Genomic DNA, 13667 nt, shown 5'->3' with positions numbered 1-13667 from the left:
CGGGAGTGCGGTTGGCGTATGATCTGCCCATCAGCTATCCGTGGGAGGTTGGCATGAACGCCGACGACGACGTAACCCAGCACTACACCCGGGGGAACCTTGAAGAGCAGATTCTCTCTGCGCTGCGCGCTACCGGCGTGGACCCGGAACATTTCTCCACAACGGATCTGCGCGGCGCGGACGAGCTGCACATTGGCGGCGTCGAGGCTGCCGAGGACCTAGCCCGGGGAGCAGGAATCACCGGCGGGATGCGGGTACTGGACGTGGGCTGTGGTCTTGGCGGTCCGGCCCGGCTTTTCGCGGAACGGTTCTCCGCAACGGTTGTCGGGGTGGACCTGACCCCGGAATTCATCGAGGTGGCCCGTTCCCTGACCGAGCGCACTTCTTTGATGGACCGCGTGACTTTCCTCTGCGGCAGGGCCCTCGAGCTTCCTTTCGAAGCCGCGGAGTTCGACGTTGCCACCATGCTGCACGTGGGCATGAACATTGCAGACAAGGCCGCCGTTTTCGCCCAGGTCGCCCGGGTGCTGAAGCCGGGTGGTGTTTTCGCCATCTATGACGTGATGCAGCTTGGGACGGGGGATCCTGATTTCCCACTTCCTTGGACCACCGATCCCCGATCATCCTTTGTGGTCTCCCCGTTGGCCTACTCGGATGCGTTGGAGGCCGCAGGCTTCGAGGTGGAATCGGAACGCAACCGCCGCACGTTTGGTGTTGAGTTCCTGGAAAGGGCCGCGGTGCGTGCCGCAGGGGCCGGTCCCGCGGCGCTGGGACTGCCTCTGGTGCTCGGATCGAACGCGGGCCCGCGGATGGCAAATCTGCTGGCTGCCTTCCGCGCCGGCCTGCTGGCGCCGGTGGAAATCTTTGCCCGCCGCAGCGCAACCGCCCCGGCCTGACCCATGCAACGCACAAACAACATTCAGCTAATTCCCAGACACTGGGAGGACGATATGAAGTGTGAAAAAGACCGGACCCGAAGCCAAGCTACTTGTTGTCGATGACGAGCCAAATATCCGCGAGCTGCTCTCCACCTCGCTGCGATTTGCCGGCTTCGAGGTGGTGGCCGCCGGAAACGGCCGCGAAGCCTTGGCCGCGGCGGAGGAGCATAATCCGGATCTCGCAGTACTGGACGTGATGCTGCCGGACATGGATGGCTTCACCGTCACCCGCCGGCTGCGCGCCGCCGGCCGGCACTTCCCCGTGTTGTTCCTAACGGCACGCGACGACACCGAGGACAAGGTCACTGGCCTGACCGTCGGCGGTGACGATTACGTCACCAAACCGTTCAGCCTCGACGAGGTGGTGGCTCGAATCCGGGCCGTGCTGCGGCGCACGCAGCCGATGGACGACGACGACGCCGTCATTCGGGTGGATGATCTGGAGCTCGACGACGACGCGCACGAGGTCCGCCGCGGCGGCCGGTCCATTGAGCTGTCCCCGACCGAATTCAAGCTGCTGCGCTACCTGATGCTCAACCCCAACCGGGTACTCTCCAAGGCACAGATCCTCGACCACGTGTGGGAATACGATTTCAACGGCGACGCCTCGATCGTGGAATCCTACATCTCCTACCTCCGGCGCAAAGTGGACACGGATCCGGACGCCACCGCGCTGATCCAGACCAAACGCGGAGTGGGCTATGTTCTCCGGACGGCCGAAAAACGCTAGCGGCGGCAGGTTTTGATTTCCACCTGGAAGAATGCCCCGCTCAGGACGCAGCTGGTGGCCATCATCAGCGCCTTGCTCACGGCGTCCCTGCTGGCTTTGGGCGGGACCACCTATCTGCTGCTGCATGCCTTCCTGCTGCAGCAAATGGACAGCCAGCTCAACACTTATAAGCAGTCCATCATCCATGCCGGCGTCACCACGGCAGATACCGCAGGAACACGGGCCGTCCCGTTCCAGTACTACGTCCGTTTTTGCGACAGCGATGGAAACGTGTCCGCCGAAAACAGGGACGGACAGGATCGCCCCGTCCTGAGCAATTACACCCTCAAGCAGGCCACCGCACTGGCCAACCGCCCGTTCACCGTGCCCAGCAGCGACGGACAGGACTCCTGGCGGGTCTACATCGTCTCCCCGGTTCCGATTCAAACCAACACCCCGGGCGGATTTCCCGTCAACAACTTCACCGGCTACGTCGTCGTCGGCCTTCCGTATGAATCCCTCAACGCCGCCATGGAACGGCTGGGCGCTGTCGTTGCAGGCGTTGGGCTGCTCACCGTGGCACTGGGCACCATGATCGCTTACCTGACCGTCTCGCGCTCCTTCCGGCCGCTGGCCCGGGTGGAAAAGACGGCGGCGGCCATCGCAGCCGGGGACTTGTCCCGCCGGCTGGCCATCGATAATGCGGGCACCGAAGTGGGCCGGCTGTCCGGCTCGCTCAACGCCATGCTCGCGCACATTGAGACGGCGTTTGCTGCCCGAACCGCCTCCGAGCAACAGATGCGCCGGTTCGTCGCGGACGCGTCGCACGAGCTGCGCACGCCGCTGGTCACCATTCGTGGGTTTTCCGAACTTTACCGGCATGGCGCGCTGCCCACCGCGCAGGACGTCACGACGGCGATGGGCCGGATCGAGAGCGAGGCCAAAAGGATGGGCACGCTGGTGGAAGACCTGCTGATGCTGGCCCGCATCGACGAGCAGCGCCCGCTGCAGCGCAAGCCGGTGGATCTGCTGCTGCTCGGACATGATGCCGCCCTAGACGCGCGGGCCGCGGCACCACAGCGGAAGATTACGGTGGTGGGGCTCGACGGCGGTCCCGGCAGGAATGCGCCGATCAGCGGCGACGAAGCCAAGCTTCGCCAGGTGGTGGCCAATCTGTTGGGAAATTGCCTGCGCTACACCCCGGAAGGATCCCCGATCGAGATAGCCGTGGGAACCACCAGGGCAGGGGAAGCACACGAGTCGGTGCTGGAAGTCCGCGACCATGGACCCGGTATTTCCGAAGATGAGGGACCGCGCATCTTCGAGCGGTTCTACCGCGCGGATTCGTCCCGAAACCGCGATACTGGAGGCAGTGGGCTGGGTCTGGCCATCGTCTCGGCCATTGTGGCCTCACATGAAGGCATTGTCCGGCTGAGCGAGACCGCGGGCGGCGGGGCAACACTGACTATTCGGCTGCCATTCGATCAAGGAAGCCCCGGGGCCGAGGCGTCCCGTCCTGCACACGAGTCTTAAAGCATGTCCCCCTCCACATTCCGCTATTTCGGACTAGTCAGCTCCCACTCGTGGACATAGCCTCATGGGATCGATCCATTTCCCAGCGGAGGCACATCCCATGCCGCAGTTCAATGTCAATAGTGACGAGTTGGCCAGCAAGAGCCAAGCCGTCAGAGGTTCCATCGACCAGCTCCGGGCGGAGGTGGACAGAATGCAGCGAAACCTGCTCGATCTGCAGAGCAGCTGGACCGGCAGTGCTGCCAACAACTTCCAGTCCCTGATCAGCGACTGGCGCAGCACCCAGGTGCGGGTCGAGGTATCGCTGGAAAGCATCAATACGGCCTTGGCGACCGCGGCCACCCAATACGCCCAGGCCGAGGAGGCGAACACGCGGATGTTCATGGCCTGACGGCAAACCGCTGCGGAGGAATCAGTAGTGGACAGCAGAGAGTCTTGGTGTGGGAAGGCACATCGATTGACAGGAGACACGCGCAGACCTAACGTCGCAGCATGGTTGAGGTCAATGCTGGTAACTTGCGGCTCGCTGGTTTGTCCCTCGACTGTGCCGAACCGGTGGTCCTGGCGACCTTCTACGCACAGCTGCTCGGCGGCGAGCTGCGATGGCACAATGACGACAGCGCCGGTGTACAGGTCGACGGGCTGCTTCTCGTCGCAGGCGAATAATACAGCCGCCGCCGTGCCGACGGGGTGCTGATTTTCGCACTGTCAGGATTCCGGGGTGCCCTGGTGGAAACGCAGCTTCCACTGGCTCCCGGAAAGCCGCCACAGCGACGTACGCAGAGCGCTCCCCCTGCGGCCGGCACTTCGATAGGTCAGCAGCGCGGTGGAGCCGTCCAAGACATCCACGTTGAGCACCTCCATCGTGGCCTCGGCTGCGGATTCGTCCTCAAGTGCCGCCAGCATGGCGTCCCGGGTCCACATCCTCCCGGATTGACCAATCTCCTCGAAATCCGGATGCAGCAGCACCGCGAGCCGACTGGCGTCCGCCCGCGTTGAGGGAGCCAGCAATTCCCGTTCCAGCGCAACCACGGCCTCCCGGGGGGAGATCTCCAACGGCGCAATATCCTCATCCGCCAGGCTGGAGAACAGATCCGGTTCAGCGTCAGCTGCGGCCCCGGAATAGGATCCTGAAGGGAACTGCTGCCCCGATTTCAAACCTTCCGAATTCGGCGCTTCATCGGATCCCGGGGACTCAACCCCCGGGCCGTTGTCCACGTCCGTCTCCGTGTCCAGTGCGCCCGGAAACCCGGGGCCCCGGGGCACCGGAGATTGGCTCTGGTACGCCGTTGCGACGGCGCGGGCGCGTACGTCAGCAGCCTCATTGAGATCATGGCCGGCATGCCCCTTCACCCATTCAAAGCTGTAGTTCCGGCCCGAAATGGCGGCATCGATGTCTTTCAGCAGGTCCACGTTGAGCACCGGCTTACCGTCCGCCTTGCGCCAGCCCTTCCGCTTCCAGCCAGGCGTCCATTTTGAGACACAGTTGATCACGTACTGGCTGTCGCACAGGATCCTCAGATGTTCCTGCGGCAGATGGGCTGTCGAGCGCAGCAAGTCAAGCACTGCCATCAGCTCGCCCTGATTGTTGGTCCCATGCGGCCAGCCCCCAGCGCGCCAGCAGGAATCGTTCACATACCAGGCCCAGCCGGCCGGACCAGGATTCCCCAGCGCGGACCCGTCAGCAGCAGCAACAATCGTCATAAATTCATACTTTCATGGCCCGGCCAACAGCCCGCACTCGGGTTAAACGCCAAAGGCGCCCCTGCCGAAAGCGAGGATGGATTCCGCGCTCTTTTTGCGGAATCTTACTGCTCGCGTGGCAGGAGCACCCTTGGCGCTCGCCCTACTTAGAGCGAGGAGGGATTCCGCGCTCTTTTTGCGGAGTCCATCCTCGCTTGGCAGAAGCGCGCCTTAGCGCTATCTCAGGCAGGGGTGGGTGGCTTAGAAGCCGCCCATGCCGCCCATTCCACCCATGTCGTCGCCGCCACCGCCGGCCGGAGCTGCCTTCTGCGGCTTGTCAGCCACAACAGCTTCGGTGGTCAGGAACAGACCGGCAATGGAAGCCGCGTTCTGCAGTGCAGAACGGGTTACCTTTACCGGATCGTTGACGCCGGCTGCAAGCAGGTCCTCGTATACGCCAGTTGCGGCGTTGAGGCCGTGGCCCACGGGCAGGCCGCGGACCTTGTCGACAACGACGCCGGGCTCCATGCCTGCGTTGAAGGCGATCTGCTTCAGCGGAGCGTCAATGGCAACGCGGACAATGTTTGCGCCCGTTGCTTCGTCGCCGGTCAGGTTCAGGTTAGCGAACGCTTTCACGCCAGCCTGGATCAGAGCGACGCCACCGCCGGGGACGATGCCTTCTTCCACAGCAGCCTTGGCGTTGCGGACGGCGTCCTCAATGCGGTGCTTGCGCTCCTTGAGCTCAACTTCGGTTGCGGCTCCGGCCTTGATGACTGCAACGCCGCCGGCCAGCTTGGCCAGGCGTTCCTGCAGCTTCTCGCGGTCGTAGTCCGAATCGGAGTTTTCGATCTCCGCGCGGATCTGGGAGACCCGACCGGCGATCTGGTCGGGATCGCCCGCACCCTCAACAATGGTGGTCTCGTCCTTGGTGACAACAACCTTGCGTGCCTTACCCAGCAGCTCAAGGGTGGTGTTTTCCAGCTTGAGGCCGACTTCCTCGGCGATGACCTGGCCACCGGTGAGGATGGCGATGTCTGCAAGCTGGGCCTTGCGGCGGTCGCCGAAGCCCGGAGCCTTGACGGCGACAGACTTGAACGTGCCGCGGATCTTGTTCACGATCAGCGTGGCCAGAGCCTCGCCCTCGATGTCCTCGGCGATGATCAGCAGCGGCTTGCCGGACTGCATGATCTTCTCCAGAACGGCGACAAGGTCCTTGACGTTGGAGATCTTGGAGTTGACGATCAGGATGTACGGGTCTTCGAGAACCGTTTCCTGGCGCTCCGCGTCCGTCACAAAGTAAGCGGAAATGTAGCCCTTATCGAAGCGCATACCTTCGGTGAGCTCCAGCTCCAGCCCAAAGGTGTTCGACTCCTCGACGGTGATGACGCCTTCCTTGCCGACCTTATCCAAGGCCTCAGCAATGAGTGCACCAATTTCCGGATCCCCGGCGGAGATGGAAGCCGTGGCAGCAATCTCTTCCTTGGTCTCGATTTCCTTGGCGGATTCCAGCAGCTGAGCGATAACCGCTTCGACCGCCTTCTCGATGCCGCGCTTGAGGCTCAGGGGGTCAGCTCCGGCTGCAACGTTGCGCAGGCCTTCCTTCACCAGGGCCTGGGCCAGCACTGTGGCCGTCGTGGTACCGTCGCCGGCAACGTCGTCCGTCTTCTTGGCAACTTCCTTGACCAGCTCGGCGCCGATCTTTTCGAAAGGATCGTCCAGCTCGATCTCCTTGGCGATGGAAACACCATCGTTGGTGATCGTGGGGGCGCCCCACTTCTTCTCAAGGACAACATTGCGGCCGCGCGGGCCCAATGTGACCTTGACTGCGTCAGCGAGGATGTTCAACCCACGCTCGAGGCCGCGGCGGGCCTCTTCATCGAATGCAATGATCTTGGCCATGTAGGCTTCAGTCCTTTCGGGACAGTCATTTCGGATCCTGGGCCAGGCTGTGGTGCCCGCGACGGACGAGCTGTGGGCACGGCGATCTCTTTACACCGGCCTTCTGGCTCTCACCACACTGGCTGTTCACTTCCTCCGCCGATGGCTCTTTGTTAGCAGTCAACGGTGGAGAGTGCTAACTCAATAATTAGCACTCACCCGATGAGAGTGCAAGCGCTCACCACCCTTATGCCGAAGGCGAAGCGGTGGGTTAAGAGTTGGGTGCCAACGAACCGAGCCGAAGCGGCACCGCTATAGCTTCCTGAACAGCTATGAAATAGCGTTAAGCTCAGGCAAGCTCCGTCGCCGCGCCTTTCACGGCAGGCACCATATGAGGAGAGAAAATGAGCGAACATCCCACCGCAGGAGATCCCGACGATTCGCCCGATCGGGCCGCGTCCGGCGGGCAGCCGCCGTCGCTGGATAAGCCGGACCCACGGGACCTGCCCCAGCCAAATCAGCAGCAATACGGGCAGCCCGATCCCAACGCCCCCGCCTACGGCCAGCAGCAATACGGCCAAACCGGGCAATATGGCCAACCGGGCCCCGCAGTCCCTCAGTATGGCCAACAGCAATATGGCCAAACCGGACAATATGGTCAGCCCTATGGACAGCCGCAGTACACTCCACAGGGGTACCAAATGGTCAGCGAGCAAAAGTCCAAACTGGTGGGCGGATTGCTCGGCATCTTCCTCGGCAGTCTGGGCATCCACCGTTTCTACTTGGGTTACACCACCATAGGAGTCGTTCAGATCCTGGTGACGATCTTCACCTTTGGCATCGGCGGCATCTGGGGCTTCATCGAAGGGATCATGATCCTGGTGGGAGCAGATCCCTTCAAGCGTGACGCCAACGGCATTCCGCTCAAGGATTAGTGCGTTCAACCCCGCAGATCTGGTGCGGAGCAGCTTAGCGCCGGCTGCGTTTCCGGTTACGCCTTTCTTGGATCCGCAACTGGACAATCCTGGCTCCGCCAGCAAAGGCAACCAGGATACCTCCTCCCACGGCGGCAATAAATAGAGCTATGCCCAAGGCCAAGGAGCCTTCAAAACCGAGGAAGTACACCTTCACCTGATCCTGGTTCTGGATGAAGAAAATGATCAGCAGGACCAGAATCACCAGCGCCACGGCTACGGCTACCCAGACAACCGCTGCCCGGGTGACAGGTGCCTTGGCTGGTACGGCGGCTCTGGACGCGTCGTCGGCTTTGGTCCGTCCCGTCGGCGCCCCTGTTGGCGTCTCGGTTGGCGTCCCTGCTGGCGTCCCCGATGCTGCCGAGGGTCGCTGCGACCCCTGCGGAACATCCGACGACGACGGCTGCTTGGTAGGTTCGGTGGTCATGGTGCGTCTCCTGTCCGTCGTTTAGCAGACGCGGCCACAGCTTCAGGCCACGCTGCACAAACACTCATCCTAGGTCCAGTCGCGGCGCTGACGGGCAACTGCGGCCTTGTTCAGGACGTTACTCGATAATAAGCTGGCTTATCTTCAATGGAAATCATTTCACCGGCGCGTTGAGGAAGACCAGAAGGAGGTTCCATGCGGATTGCAGTCATCGGAGCAACAGGAAATGTGGGCACGGCCCTCCTGCGCCGCCTTCAGCGGGCTCGGGGAGTGGAGTCACTGCTGGGCATTGCCCGCCGTATTCCGGACACTAACCGGCAACCCTACGCGGGAGTGCAGTGGCATCAGCTGGACATCGGCGCCGCAGGGGCCGGACCGCTCCTGAGCGAGGCCCTCTCCGGGGTCGATGTGGTGGTCAACCTCGCTTGGGCCATCCAGCCCAATCACGACGAGAGAGCCATGTTCCGCACCAATGTCACAGGTCTGGAAAACATCCTGTTGGCCTGTGTCAAGGCCAAGGTCAAGCACGTGGTGTATGCCTCGTCCATCGGCGCCTACAGCCCCGGGCCCAAGGAGCGGATGGTGGACGAAACCTGGCCCACCGGAGGAATACACACCTCGCATTACAGCCGGCACAAGGCGGCCAATGAACGGCTGCTGGATGCCTTTGAAGCCGCACACCCCCAGATTCCGGTCAGCCGGCTGCGGCCGGGACTGATCTTCCAGCGTGGTGCAGGCAGCGAGGTCGGCCGGCTGTTCCTGGGACCGCTGGTGCCCAAATTCCTGCTGTACAAGCTGACAACGCCGCTGCTGCCGCTGCCCCGGGAGCTAACTTTCCAGACCGTGCACGCGGACGACGTTGCCGACGCTTATTGGCGCGTGATCGAGAAACGGGCGGCCGGGGCCTTCAATGTGGCCGGAGACCCGGTGATCACGCCGCCGATTCTGGGCTGGATTCTGGGCTCGCGGCGCATTATCCGGCTGCCGTTGTCCGTGCTGCGTTCCCTCGCCGCAATCAGCTGGCATCTGCGCCTGCAGCGCAGCGATCCGGGCTGGGTGGACATGGCATCCCAAACACCGATCATCAGCTCGGACAAGATCCGGCGCGAGCTTGGCTGGGCTCCCAAGACCAGTTCCGTGGCCGCCATGGTGGAAGCCATCCAGGGCATGGGCTACGGCTCCGGAGTGCCCGGCTCTCCCAAGCTCAAGCCGCGCGGGGCGGGAGGATAATACAGAAATGATCTCCACTGAGCTGGCACGGGCCCTGAGACGGTCCGGGCTGATATGGTCCCCCGCCTCTGGGGATAATTTCTGCATCGAGCGGCTGGTCAACAGTGCCGACCCCCTGGATGCCAACGAGGTGTTTGTGGTCAGCGATATGACCATCGAGGCGCATTCATATCCCACCGGGACCGTGTTGGGCATGAATGGCACCACCGAGTGGGCCTTGGATTCGGTGGATCTTGAGGACTCCTTGTGGCTCCCGCGGGAAGACCAGCTGAGGGACCTGCTGGCCGGCACATTCAGATCCCTGCGCCGGGAAAGTGCCCCAGATGGATCAACGCAGTTCCTGGTGGAATTGGAAATTGCCGGGAGAACCATGGTGTACGAGGATCCGGACGCGGCGGAAGCCTACGGGAATGCCCTTTTCGCCCTTCTGTCCGCCAGCGCCAGCTAGCGCAAGTTCCACAAACGTAAATACGGCTCGACAATGATTTATCGAGAGGCAGCATGACTCTGCACGGCAGCAAGGAACTCGGCGTCCTCTTCGATGTGGACGGCACCCTGATCGACTCCAACTATCTCCACACGATCTCATGGTGGCAGGCCTTCCGCAGGGTCGGGCAGGACGTTCCAATGGCATCGATCCATCGCGCCATTGGCATGGGCGGAGACAAGCTGATTACTCACTTGCTCGGCGAGGAGCGGAACAAGAACGACGACGACGTTCTCCAGGCGTCGCACGACGCCGTCTTTTCGACTCACTGGCCAGCGCTGCGCCCCTTTGCGGGGGCCAAAGACCTGCTGGTGCAGTGCGGGGAGGTGGGACTCGCCGTCGTGCTTGCTTCCTCAGCCCGACAGGACGAACTGACGGTCCTGAGAACGGCGTTGGACGCCGATTCCTGCATCGATGCCGCCACCAGCTCCAGTGATGCCGCCGAAAGCAAGCCCGCACCGGATATCGTCGCCGCCGCGCTGGAGTCCTGCCGCCTGCAAGCGGGCCACACCGTCTTCGTGGGCGACTCCGTGTGGGACGTCTATGCCGCTTCCAAGTTGAACATACCGACCATCGGCCTGACCTGCGGGGGGACCAGCGACGCGGAGCTGCGGGAAGCCGGCGCCGTCGAGGTTTTTGCCCATCCGCAGGCTCTTCTTCAGGATCTGGCCAACAGCGCCATCGGCCGGCTGCTGGTGCGGAAATAGCAGAGCTCCGACTGCCTTGCCGGTCCGGCGGCTACTGAGCGTCCGGACCCAGGACCACGGCGAGGGGCACCAGCAGTTCGTTGGAGTCGACCAGTTGCGCAATGCCGAGCAGCGCTCCGAGCGCTTCGGCGTTGCCCCGCTGGCCCGGACCGCTGTAGAAGATGACGGAACTGGACTGCGGAGCACCGCCCCACTCGGCCATCTCACCGACGGTCCACCCATCGGCGGTAATCGCACCGGCATACTTGGCCACCATGCCGCCGGGGGCAAAGGAGCTAAGTACACTCACCGGAGTGCTCTTGTCCGTTGCGGGCGCGGAAGTGGTTTCCGGTGCCGGAGTGGCGGGGATGGAGTTCGTCTCCGCCGCTGCGGAGGTCGACGAGGCAGCACTCCCGGTCGTCTCTTCCCCGGCCGCGGCGCTGGCCGCGTTGGCGGTGCCGGACGACGGAGACTGGCTGGCTGATGGGCTTGCGGAGGAAGCACCGGCCACCGGTGCAGACGAATCCGCGCCGCTGCCGCCCAGCTTAGGGATCAGGAAAAAGGCCGCCAGACCGATAATCAGAGCGGCAACCGCGAACAGTACCAGCGGCGTTAGGCCACGCACTGGAGTTTCGAGGGAACTGCGGTGGACGCCCAGGCGGGACGAATTTTCCGGGACCGTATCGAATTCGTCCGAAGGATAGTTGCTCATATGACTGCGGCGTCCTTGTGGTTTGTTGCCGGCGACTGGACGTCAGACTCCCCAATCAGTTCCCCAATCAGTTCCCCAATCAGTTCCCCAAGCGGCGGGCCGTCCTGGCCCTCTGACGTGACGTTCGTAGTCTACGCAGTCTCTTCACCAGCATCGGGTCATGCGCCAGCGCGTCCTGAGTATCGATCAGCGCATTGAGGATCTGGTAATAATGCGTAGCGGACAAATCAAAAATTTCCCGGATAGCCTGCTCCTTGGCTCCGGCATATTTCCACCACTGCCGCTCCAGCGCAAGCACTTGCCGATCCCGCTCGCTCAGCGCCGACGGGCTTGGATTCTGCGGGCCGGACTCCGGCTGGGAAGATGCCTGTTCGCCAGGAGCAGTCACGAGTTCGGCCTCAGCGCCGGCAGGGTCCAGTGCTTCGCCCATATCCGTTGTGGCCTGCGCACTGGTTGGCGTGCGCAATCGGCTGTTTTCGTTGAGCTGGGCTGCTTCGGCCACGACACACTCCATTCCAGGTTCCCCAAAAGGCCAATTCCACCATGGTATAGGCGAATCACACACATGTCATTCGCCGCGAACGGCCACGGCAACGGCAACGGCAACGGCAACGATGCAGAATGGAACAGTGGAAAACTCTGATGCATTGTTTCCGTTGGCGCCGGCAGGAACCCCGGTGGACACCGGCCAGGAAGAGGAGGCGGCCGCGCTGCAGCGGCTGGCGGACGCACCGCTGAGCCGGATGGCCCCGGACTGGGCGGAGGCACTGCAGCCCGTCGAACAGGACTTACGGCGCCTCGGTGCCTTCCTGCGGACGGAGCATGTCAGCGGCAGAGGCTTCCTACCGGCTGCGGCCCGGGTGTTGCGCGCCTTCGAGCAGCCGTTGGCCGGGGTTAAGGTACTCATTGCCGGACAGGATCCATATCCGACTCCCGGCCACTCCGTGGGACTTGCCTTCTGCACCGATAAAAAGACCAGGCCGCTGCCGCGCAGCTTGGCCAACATCTATAAGGAACTCTCCACCGACCTGGGCATCCCCCCGGTTCCGCATGGAGACCTGAGTCCGTGGACCGAGCGCGGCGTGCTGCTGCTGAACCGCGTGATGACCGTGACACCGGGCGTCACAGGCTCGCACCGGGGCAAAGGCTGGGAAACCGTCACAGATGCGGCCATCACCGCCCTCACAGCTCGGGGAACGCCGCTGGTGGCCATCCTGTGGGGCAAGGACGCCCTCCGGCTCCGTCCGCTGCTGGGGCCCACCGATATCATTTTCTCGGCCCATCCCAGTCCACTGTCCGCGTCCCGCGGATTCTTCGGCTCACGGCCCTTCAGCAGGGCAAATCAGCTTCTGCACCAGCAGGGCGCGGACCCGGTCGACTGGGCGTTACCGCCGCTATAGGCTGATAAGGCTGCCCTCACCTACCCGTCGGCCCGCCCTTGCATGTGGCAGCCGCCGGCCGCTGCACCGGGAAAGGCCAGCCGCCGCTGCACCGTTCACCGCGATCCCCCAGGAGCTCCCATGACCACGGCACCCGCTGTCAAACCGCGTCCGCAGGCCACTCTGACCGTCCTGCGCACCGAACGCCTGTCCAAGAACATGGTGCGCGTGATTGCCGGCGGCCCGGGATTTGCGGCCTTTGCGCCAAATACCTTCACCGACATGTACGTGAAGATCCACTTCCTGCGTCCGGATGTGTCCTACCGCGAACCGGTGGACGTGTTTGCGCTGCGGAACTACATGCACCGCGAGGATTGGCCCGCCACCCGCACCTACACCATCCGCTGGGTCAACCCCGCGAAGGGCGAGCTGGCCATAGATTTTGTCGTGCACGGGGACGAAGGGCTCGCCGGGCCCTGGGCCGCCGCCGCCCGGCCCGGCGACCGGCTGATTATCTCCGGTCCGGGTGGCGCTTACCGGCCCAATCCTGACGCTGACTGGTACCTGATGGCCGGCGACGAATCCGCGCTTCCGGCGATAGCTGCGGCCGTGGAGTCGCTGCCCACTTCCGCCGTGGGCCACGTTTTTCTGGAGGTCGACGGCGATGCTGATGTGCAGAGCATCGCCGCACCGGAAGCGGTGGAGATTTCCTGGCTGCTGCGCTCAGGTGCGCCCGCGGGAACGGGCACCCTGATCGTCGACGCGCTCGAGCAAACCATCTGGCGCCCCGGGCTGGTTGACGTTTTTGCGCACGGCGAGCGCGGTTACATGAAAGCGCTGCGGGACGTCCTCTTCGTGCGGCATGGCCTTGAGAGGTCTCAGGTCTCCCTCTCCGGCTATTGGGCCAGTGGCCGGAATGAAGACGGCTTCCAGGCCGAGAAAAAGCAGCCGGTGGGCCAGATCCTCTAGGCCGTTTCCGGTTGGGGAACCCAGCCGTCAATACGACACCCCGAACGGGGGCCGGGTTCGCA

At 63.3% G+C, this 13667-nt stretch carries 16 protein-coding genes; 11 read left to right on the top strand and 5 right to left on the bottom strand.

The annotated features are described in order from the left end of the window. Positions 1-11 precede the first annotated feature (11 nt). The 5 genes from IV498_RS05270 to IV498_RS05250 all read left to right on the top strand — a co-directional run bounded on the left by IV498_RS05270 (position 12) and on the right by IV498_RS05250 (position 3846). The gene (locus IV498_RS05270) at positions 12-896 is read left to right on the top strand and encodes a methyltransferase domain-containing protein (protein WP_269045515.1); all 885 of its coding nucleotides are present in this window, start codon (positions 12-14) and stop codon (positions 894-896) included. Positions 897-957: 61 nt separating this feature from the next. Continuing rightward, positions 958-1668 carry a response regulator transcription factor gene (locus IV498_RS05265; protein ID WP_269045514.1) on the top strand — a complete coding sequence of 237 codons (711 nt, stop codon included), beginning with the start codon at positions 958-960 and terminating at the stop codon, positions 1666-1668. A 12-nt stretch (positions 1669-1680) separates the two neighbouring features. Next, complete coding sequence (locus IV498_RS05260) at positions 1681-3180, top strand: sensor histidine kinase (RefSeq protein ID WP_442951292.1); 1500 nt, start codon at positions 1681-1683, stop codon at positions 3178-3180. A gap of 100 nt (positions 3181-3280) precedes the next feature. Next, entirely contained in the window at positions 3281-3571 is a 291-nt protein-coding gene (locus IV498_RS05255) for a WXG100 family type VII secretion target (RefSeq protein WP_269045512.1), read from the top strand. 101 nt (positions 3572-3672) lie between these two features. After that, positions 3673-3846: a VOC family protein gene (locus IV498_RS05250; RefSeq protein WP_269045511.1), complete on the top strand. Its 174-nt coding sequence runs from the start codon at positions 3673-3675 to the stop codon at positions 3844-3846. A 42-nt stretch (positions 3847-3888) separates the two neighbouring features. Here the strand turns inward: IV498_RS05250 and IV498_RS05245 are convergent, their stop codons facing one another. Together IV498_RS05245 and groL are read right to left on the bottom strand one after the other, a co-directional pair. After that, the gene (locus IV498_RS05245) at positions 3889-4884 is read right to left on the bottom strand and encodes a ribonuclease HI family protein (protein ID WP_269045510.1); all 996 of its coding nucleotides are present in this window, start codon (positions 4882-4884) and stop codon (positions 3889-3891) included. A 240-nt stretch (positions 4885-5124) separates the two neighbouring features. Then, positions 5125-6762 (bottom strand): chaperonin GroEL, encoded by a 1638-nt coding sequence (gene groL, locus IV498_RS05240; protein WP_269045509.1) that lies wholly within the window; start codon positions 6760-6762, stop codon positions 5125-5127. A gap of 383 nt (positions 6763-7145) precedes the next feature. Here groL and IV498_RS05235 point away from each other — a divergent pair, with 383 nt between their 5' ends. Next, positions 7146-7676: a TM2 domain-containing protein gene (locus IV498_RS05235; RefSeq protein WP_269045508.1), complete on the top strand. Its 531-nt coding sequence runs from the start codon at positions 7146-7148 to the stop codon at positions 7674-7676. Between the two features lie 34 nt (positions 7677-7710). Here the strand turns inward: IV498_RS05235 and IV498_RS05230 are convergent, their stop codons facing one another. Beyond that, positions 7711-8142, bottom strand: coding sequence for a LapA family protein (locus IV498_RS05230; protein WP_269045507.1), 432 nt, complete (start codon positions 8140-8142; stop codon positions 7711-7713). 195 nt (positions 8143-8337) lie between these two features. Here IV498_RS05230 and IV498_RS05225 point away from each other — a divergent pair, with 195 nt between their 5' ends. From IV498_RS05225 to IV498_RS05215, 3 genes are read left to right on the top strand one after another with little or no spacing between them, the layout of a single operon-like run. Further along, complete coding sequence (locus tag IV498_RS05225; protein ID WP_269045506.1) at positions 8338-9372, top strand: NAD-dependent epimerase/dehydratase family protein; 1035 nt, start codon at positions 8338-8340, stop codon at positions 9370-9372. A 7-nt stretch (positions 9373-9379) separates the two neighbouring features. Next, complete coding sequence (locus tag IV498_RS05220) at positions 9380-9820, top strand: pilus assembly protein CpaE (RefSeq protein WP_269045505.1); 441 nt, start codon at positions 9380-9382, stop codon at positions 9818-9820. Positions 9821-9873: 53 nt separating this feature from the next. Next, positions 9874-10566 (top strand): HAD family hydrolase, encoded by a 693-nt coding sequence (locus tag IV498_RS05215; RefSeq protein ID WP_269045504.1) that lies wholly within the window; start codon positions 9874-9876, stop codon positions 10564-10566. Between the two features lie 31 nt (positions 10567-10597). Here the strand turns inward: IV498_RS05215 and IV498_RS05210 are convergent, their stop codons facing one another. Both IV498_RS05210 and IV498_RS05205 read right to left on the bottom strand, forming a co-directional pair. Further along, a complete protein-coding gene (locus IV498_RS05210) occupies positions 10598-11257 on the bottom strand; it encodes a LytR C-terminal domain-containing protein (protein WP_269045503.1) in 660 nt (219 codons plus the stop codon). Positions 11258-11336: 79 nt separating this feature from the next. Further along, positions 11337-11687, bottom strand: coding sequence for a DUF3263 domain-containing protein (locus IV498_RS05205; RefSeq protein WP_269045546.1), 351 nt, complete (start codon positions 11685-11687; stop codon positions 11337-11339). A gap of 199 nt (positions 11688-11886) precedes the next feature. On the opposite strand from IV498_RS05205, the gene IV498_RS05200 reads away from it, so the two are divergent. Beyond that, positions 11887-12657 carry a uracil-DNA glycosylase gene (locus IV498_RS05200; protein ID WP_442951291.1) on the top strand — a complete coding sequence of 257 codons (771 nt, stop codon included), beginning with the start codon at positions 11887-11889 and terminating at the stop codon, positions 12655-12657. 120 nt (positions 12658-12777) lie between these two features. Further along, positions 12778-13605: a siderophore-interacting protein gene (locus IV498_RS05195; protein WP_269045502.1), complete on the top strand. Its 828-nt coding sequence runs from the start codon at positions 12778-12780 to the stop codon at positions 13603-13605. Positions 13606-13667 lie beyond the last annotated feature (62 nt).

The organism is Paenarthrobacter sp. Z7-10, from assembly GCF_026932795.1.
Classification (GTDB): Bacteria; Actinomycetota; Actinomycetes; order Actinomycetales; family Micrococcaceae; genus Arthrobacter_M.
Note: the sequence above shows the minus strand (reverse complement) of the source record. Positions and strands in the feature narration are given on the sequence as shown.

What these genes read in the sequence shown, in the direction of transcription:
- IV498_RS05245 (WP_269045510.1), bottom strand. Translation starts at nt 4,884, where the DNA reads ATGACGATTGTTGCTGCTGCTGACGGGTCCGCGCTGGGGAATCCTGGT.
- IV498_RS05225 (WP_269045506.1), top strand. Translation starts at nt 8,338, where the DNA reads ATGCGGATTGCAGTCATCGGAGCAACAGGAAATGTGGGCACGGCCCTC.
- IV498_RS05235 (WP_269045508.1), top strand. Translation starts at nt 7,146, where the DNA reads ATGAGCGAACATCCCACCGCAGGAGATCCCGACGATTCGCCCGATCGG.
- groL (WP_269045509.1), bottom strand. Translation starts at nt 6,762, where the DNA reads ATGGCCAAGATCATTGCATTCGATGAAGAGGCCCGCCGCGGCCTCGAG.
- IV498_RS05230 (WP_269045507.1), bottom strand. Translation starts at nt 8,142, where the DNA reads ATGACCACCGAACCTACCAAGCAGCCGTCGTCGTCGGATGTTCCGCAG.
- IV498_RS05195 (WP_269045502.1), top strand. Translation starts at nt 12,778, where the DNA reads ATGACCACGGCACCCGCTGTCAAACCGCGTCCGCAGGCCACTCTGACC.
- IV498_RS05205 (WP_269045546.1), bottom strand. Translation starts at nt 11,687, where the DNA reads ATGGGCGAAGCACTGGACCCTGCCGGCGCTGAGGCCGAACTCGTGACT.
- IV498_RS05255 (WP_269045512.1), top strand. Translation starts at nt 3,281, where the DNA reads ATGCCGCAGTTCAATGTCAATAGTGACGAGTTGGCCAGCAAGAGCCAA.
- IV498_RS05210 (WP_269045503.1), bottom strand. Translation starts at nt 11,257, where the DNA reads ATGAGCAACTATCCTTCGGACGAATTCGATACGGTCCCGGAAAATTCG.
- IV498_RS05220 (WP_269045505.1), top strand. Translation starts at nt 9,380, where the DNA reads ATGATCTCCACTGAGCTGGCACGGGCCCTGAGACGGTCCGGGCTGATA.
- IV498_RS05250 (WP_269045511.1), top strand. Translation starts at nt 3,673, where the DNA reads ATGGTTGAGGTCAATGCTGGTAACTTGCGGCTCGCTGGTTTGTCCCTC.
- IV498_RS05215 (WP_269045504.1), top strand. Translation starts at nt 9,874, where the DNA reads ATGACTCTGCACGGCAGCAAGGAACTCGGCGTCCTCTTCGATGTGGAC.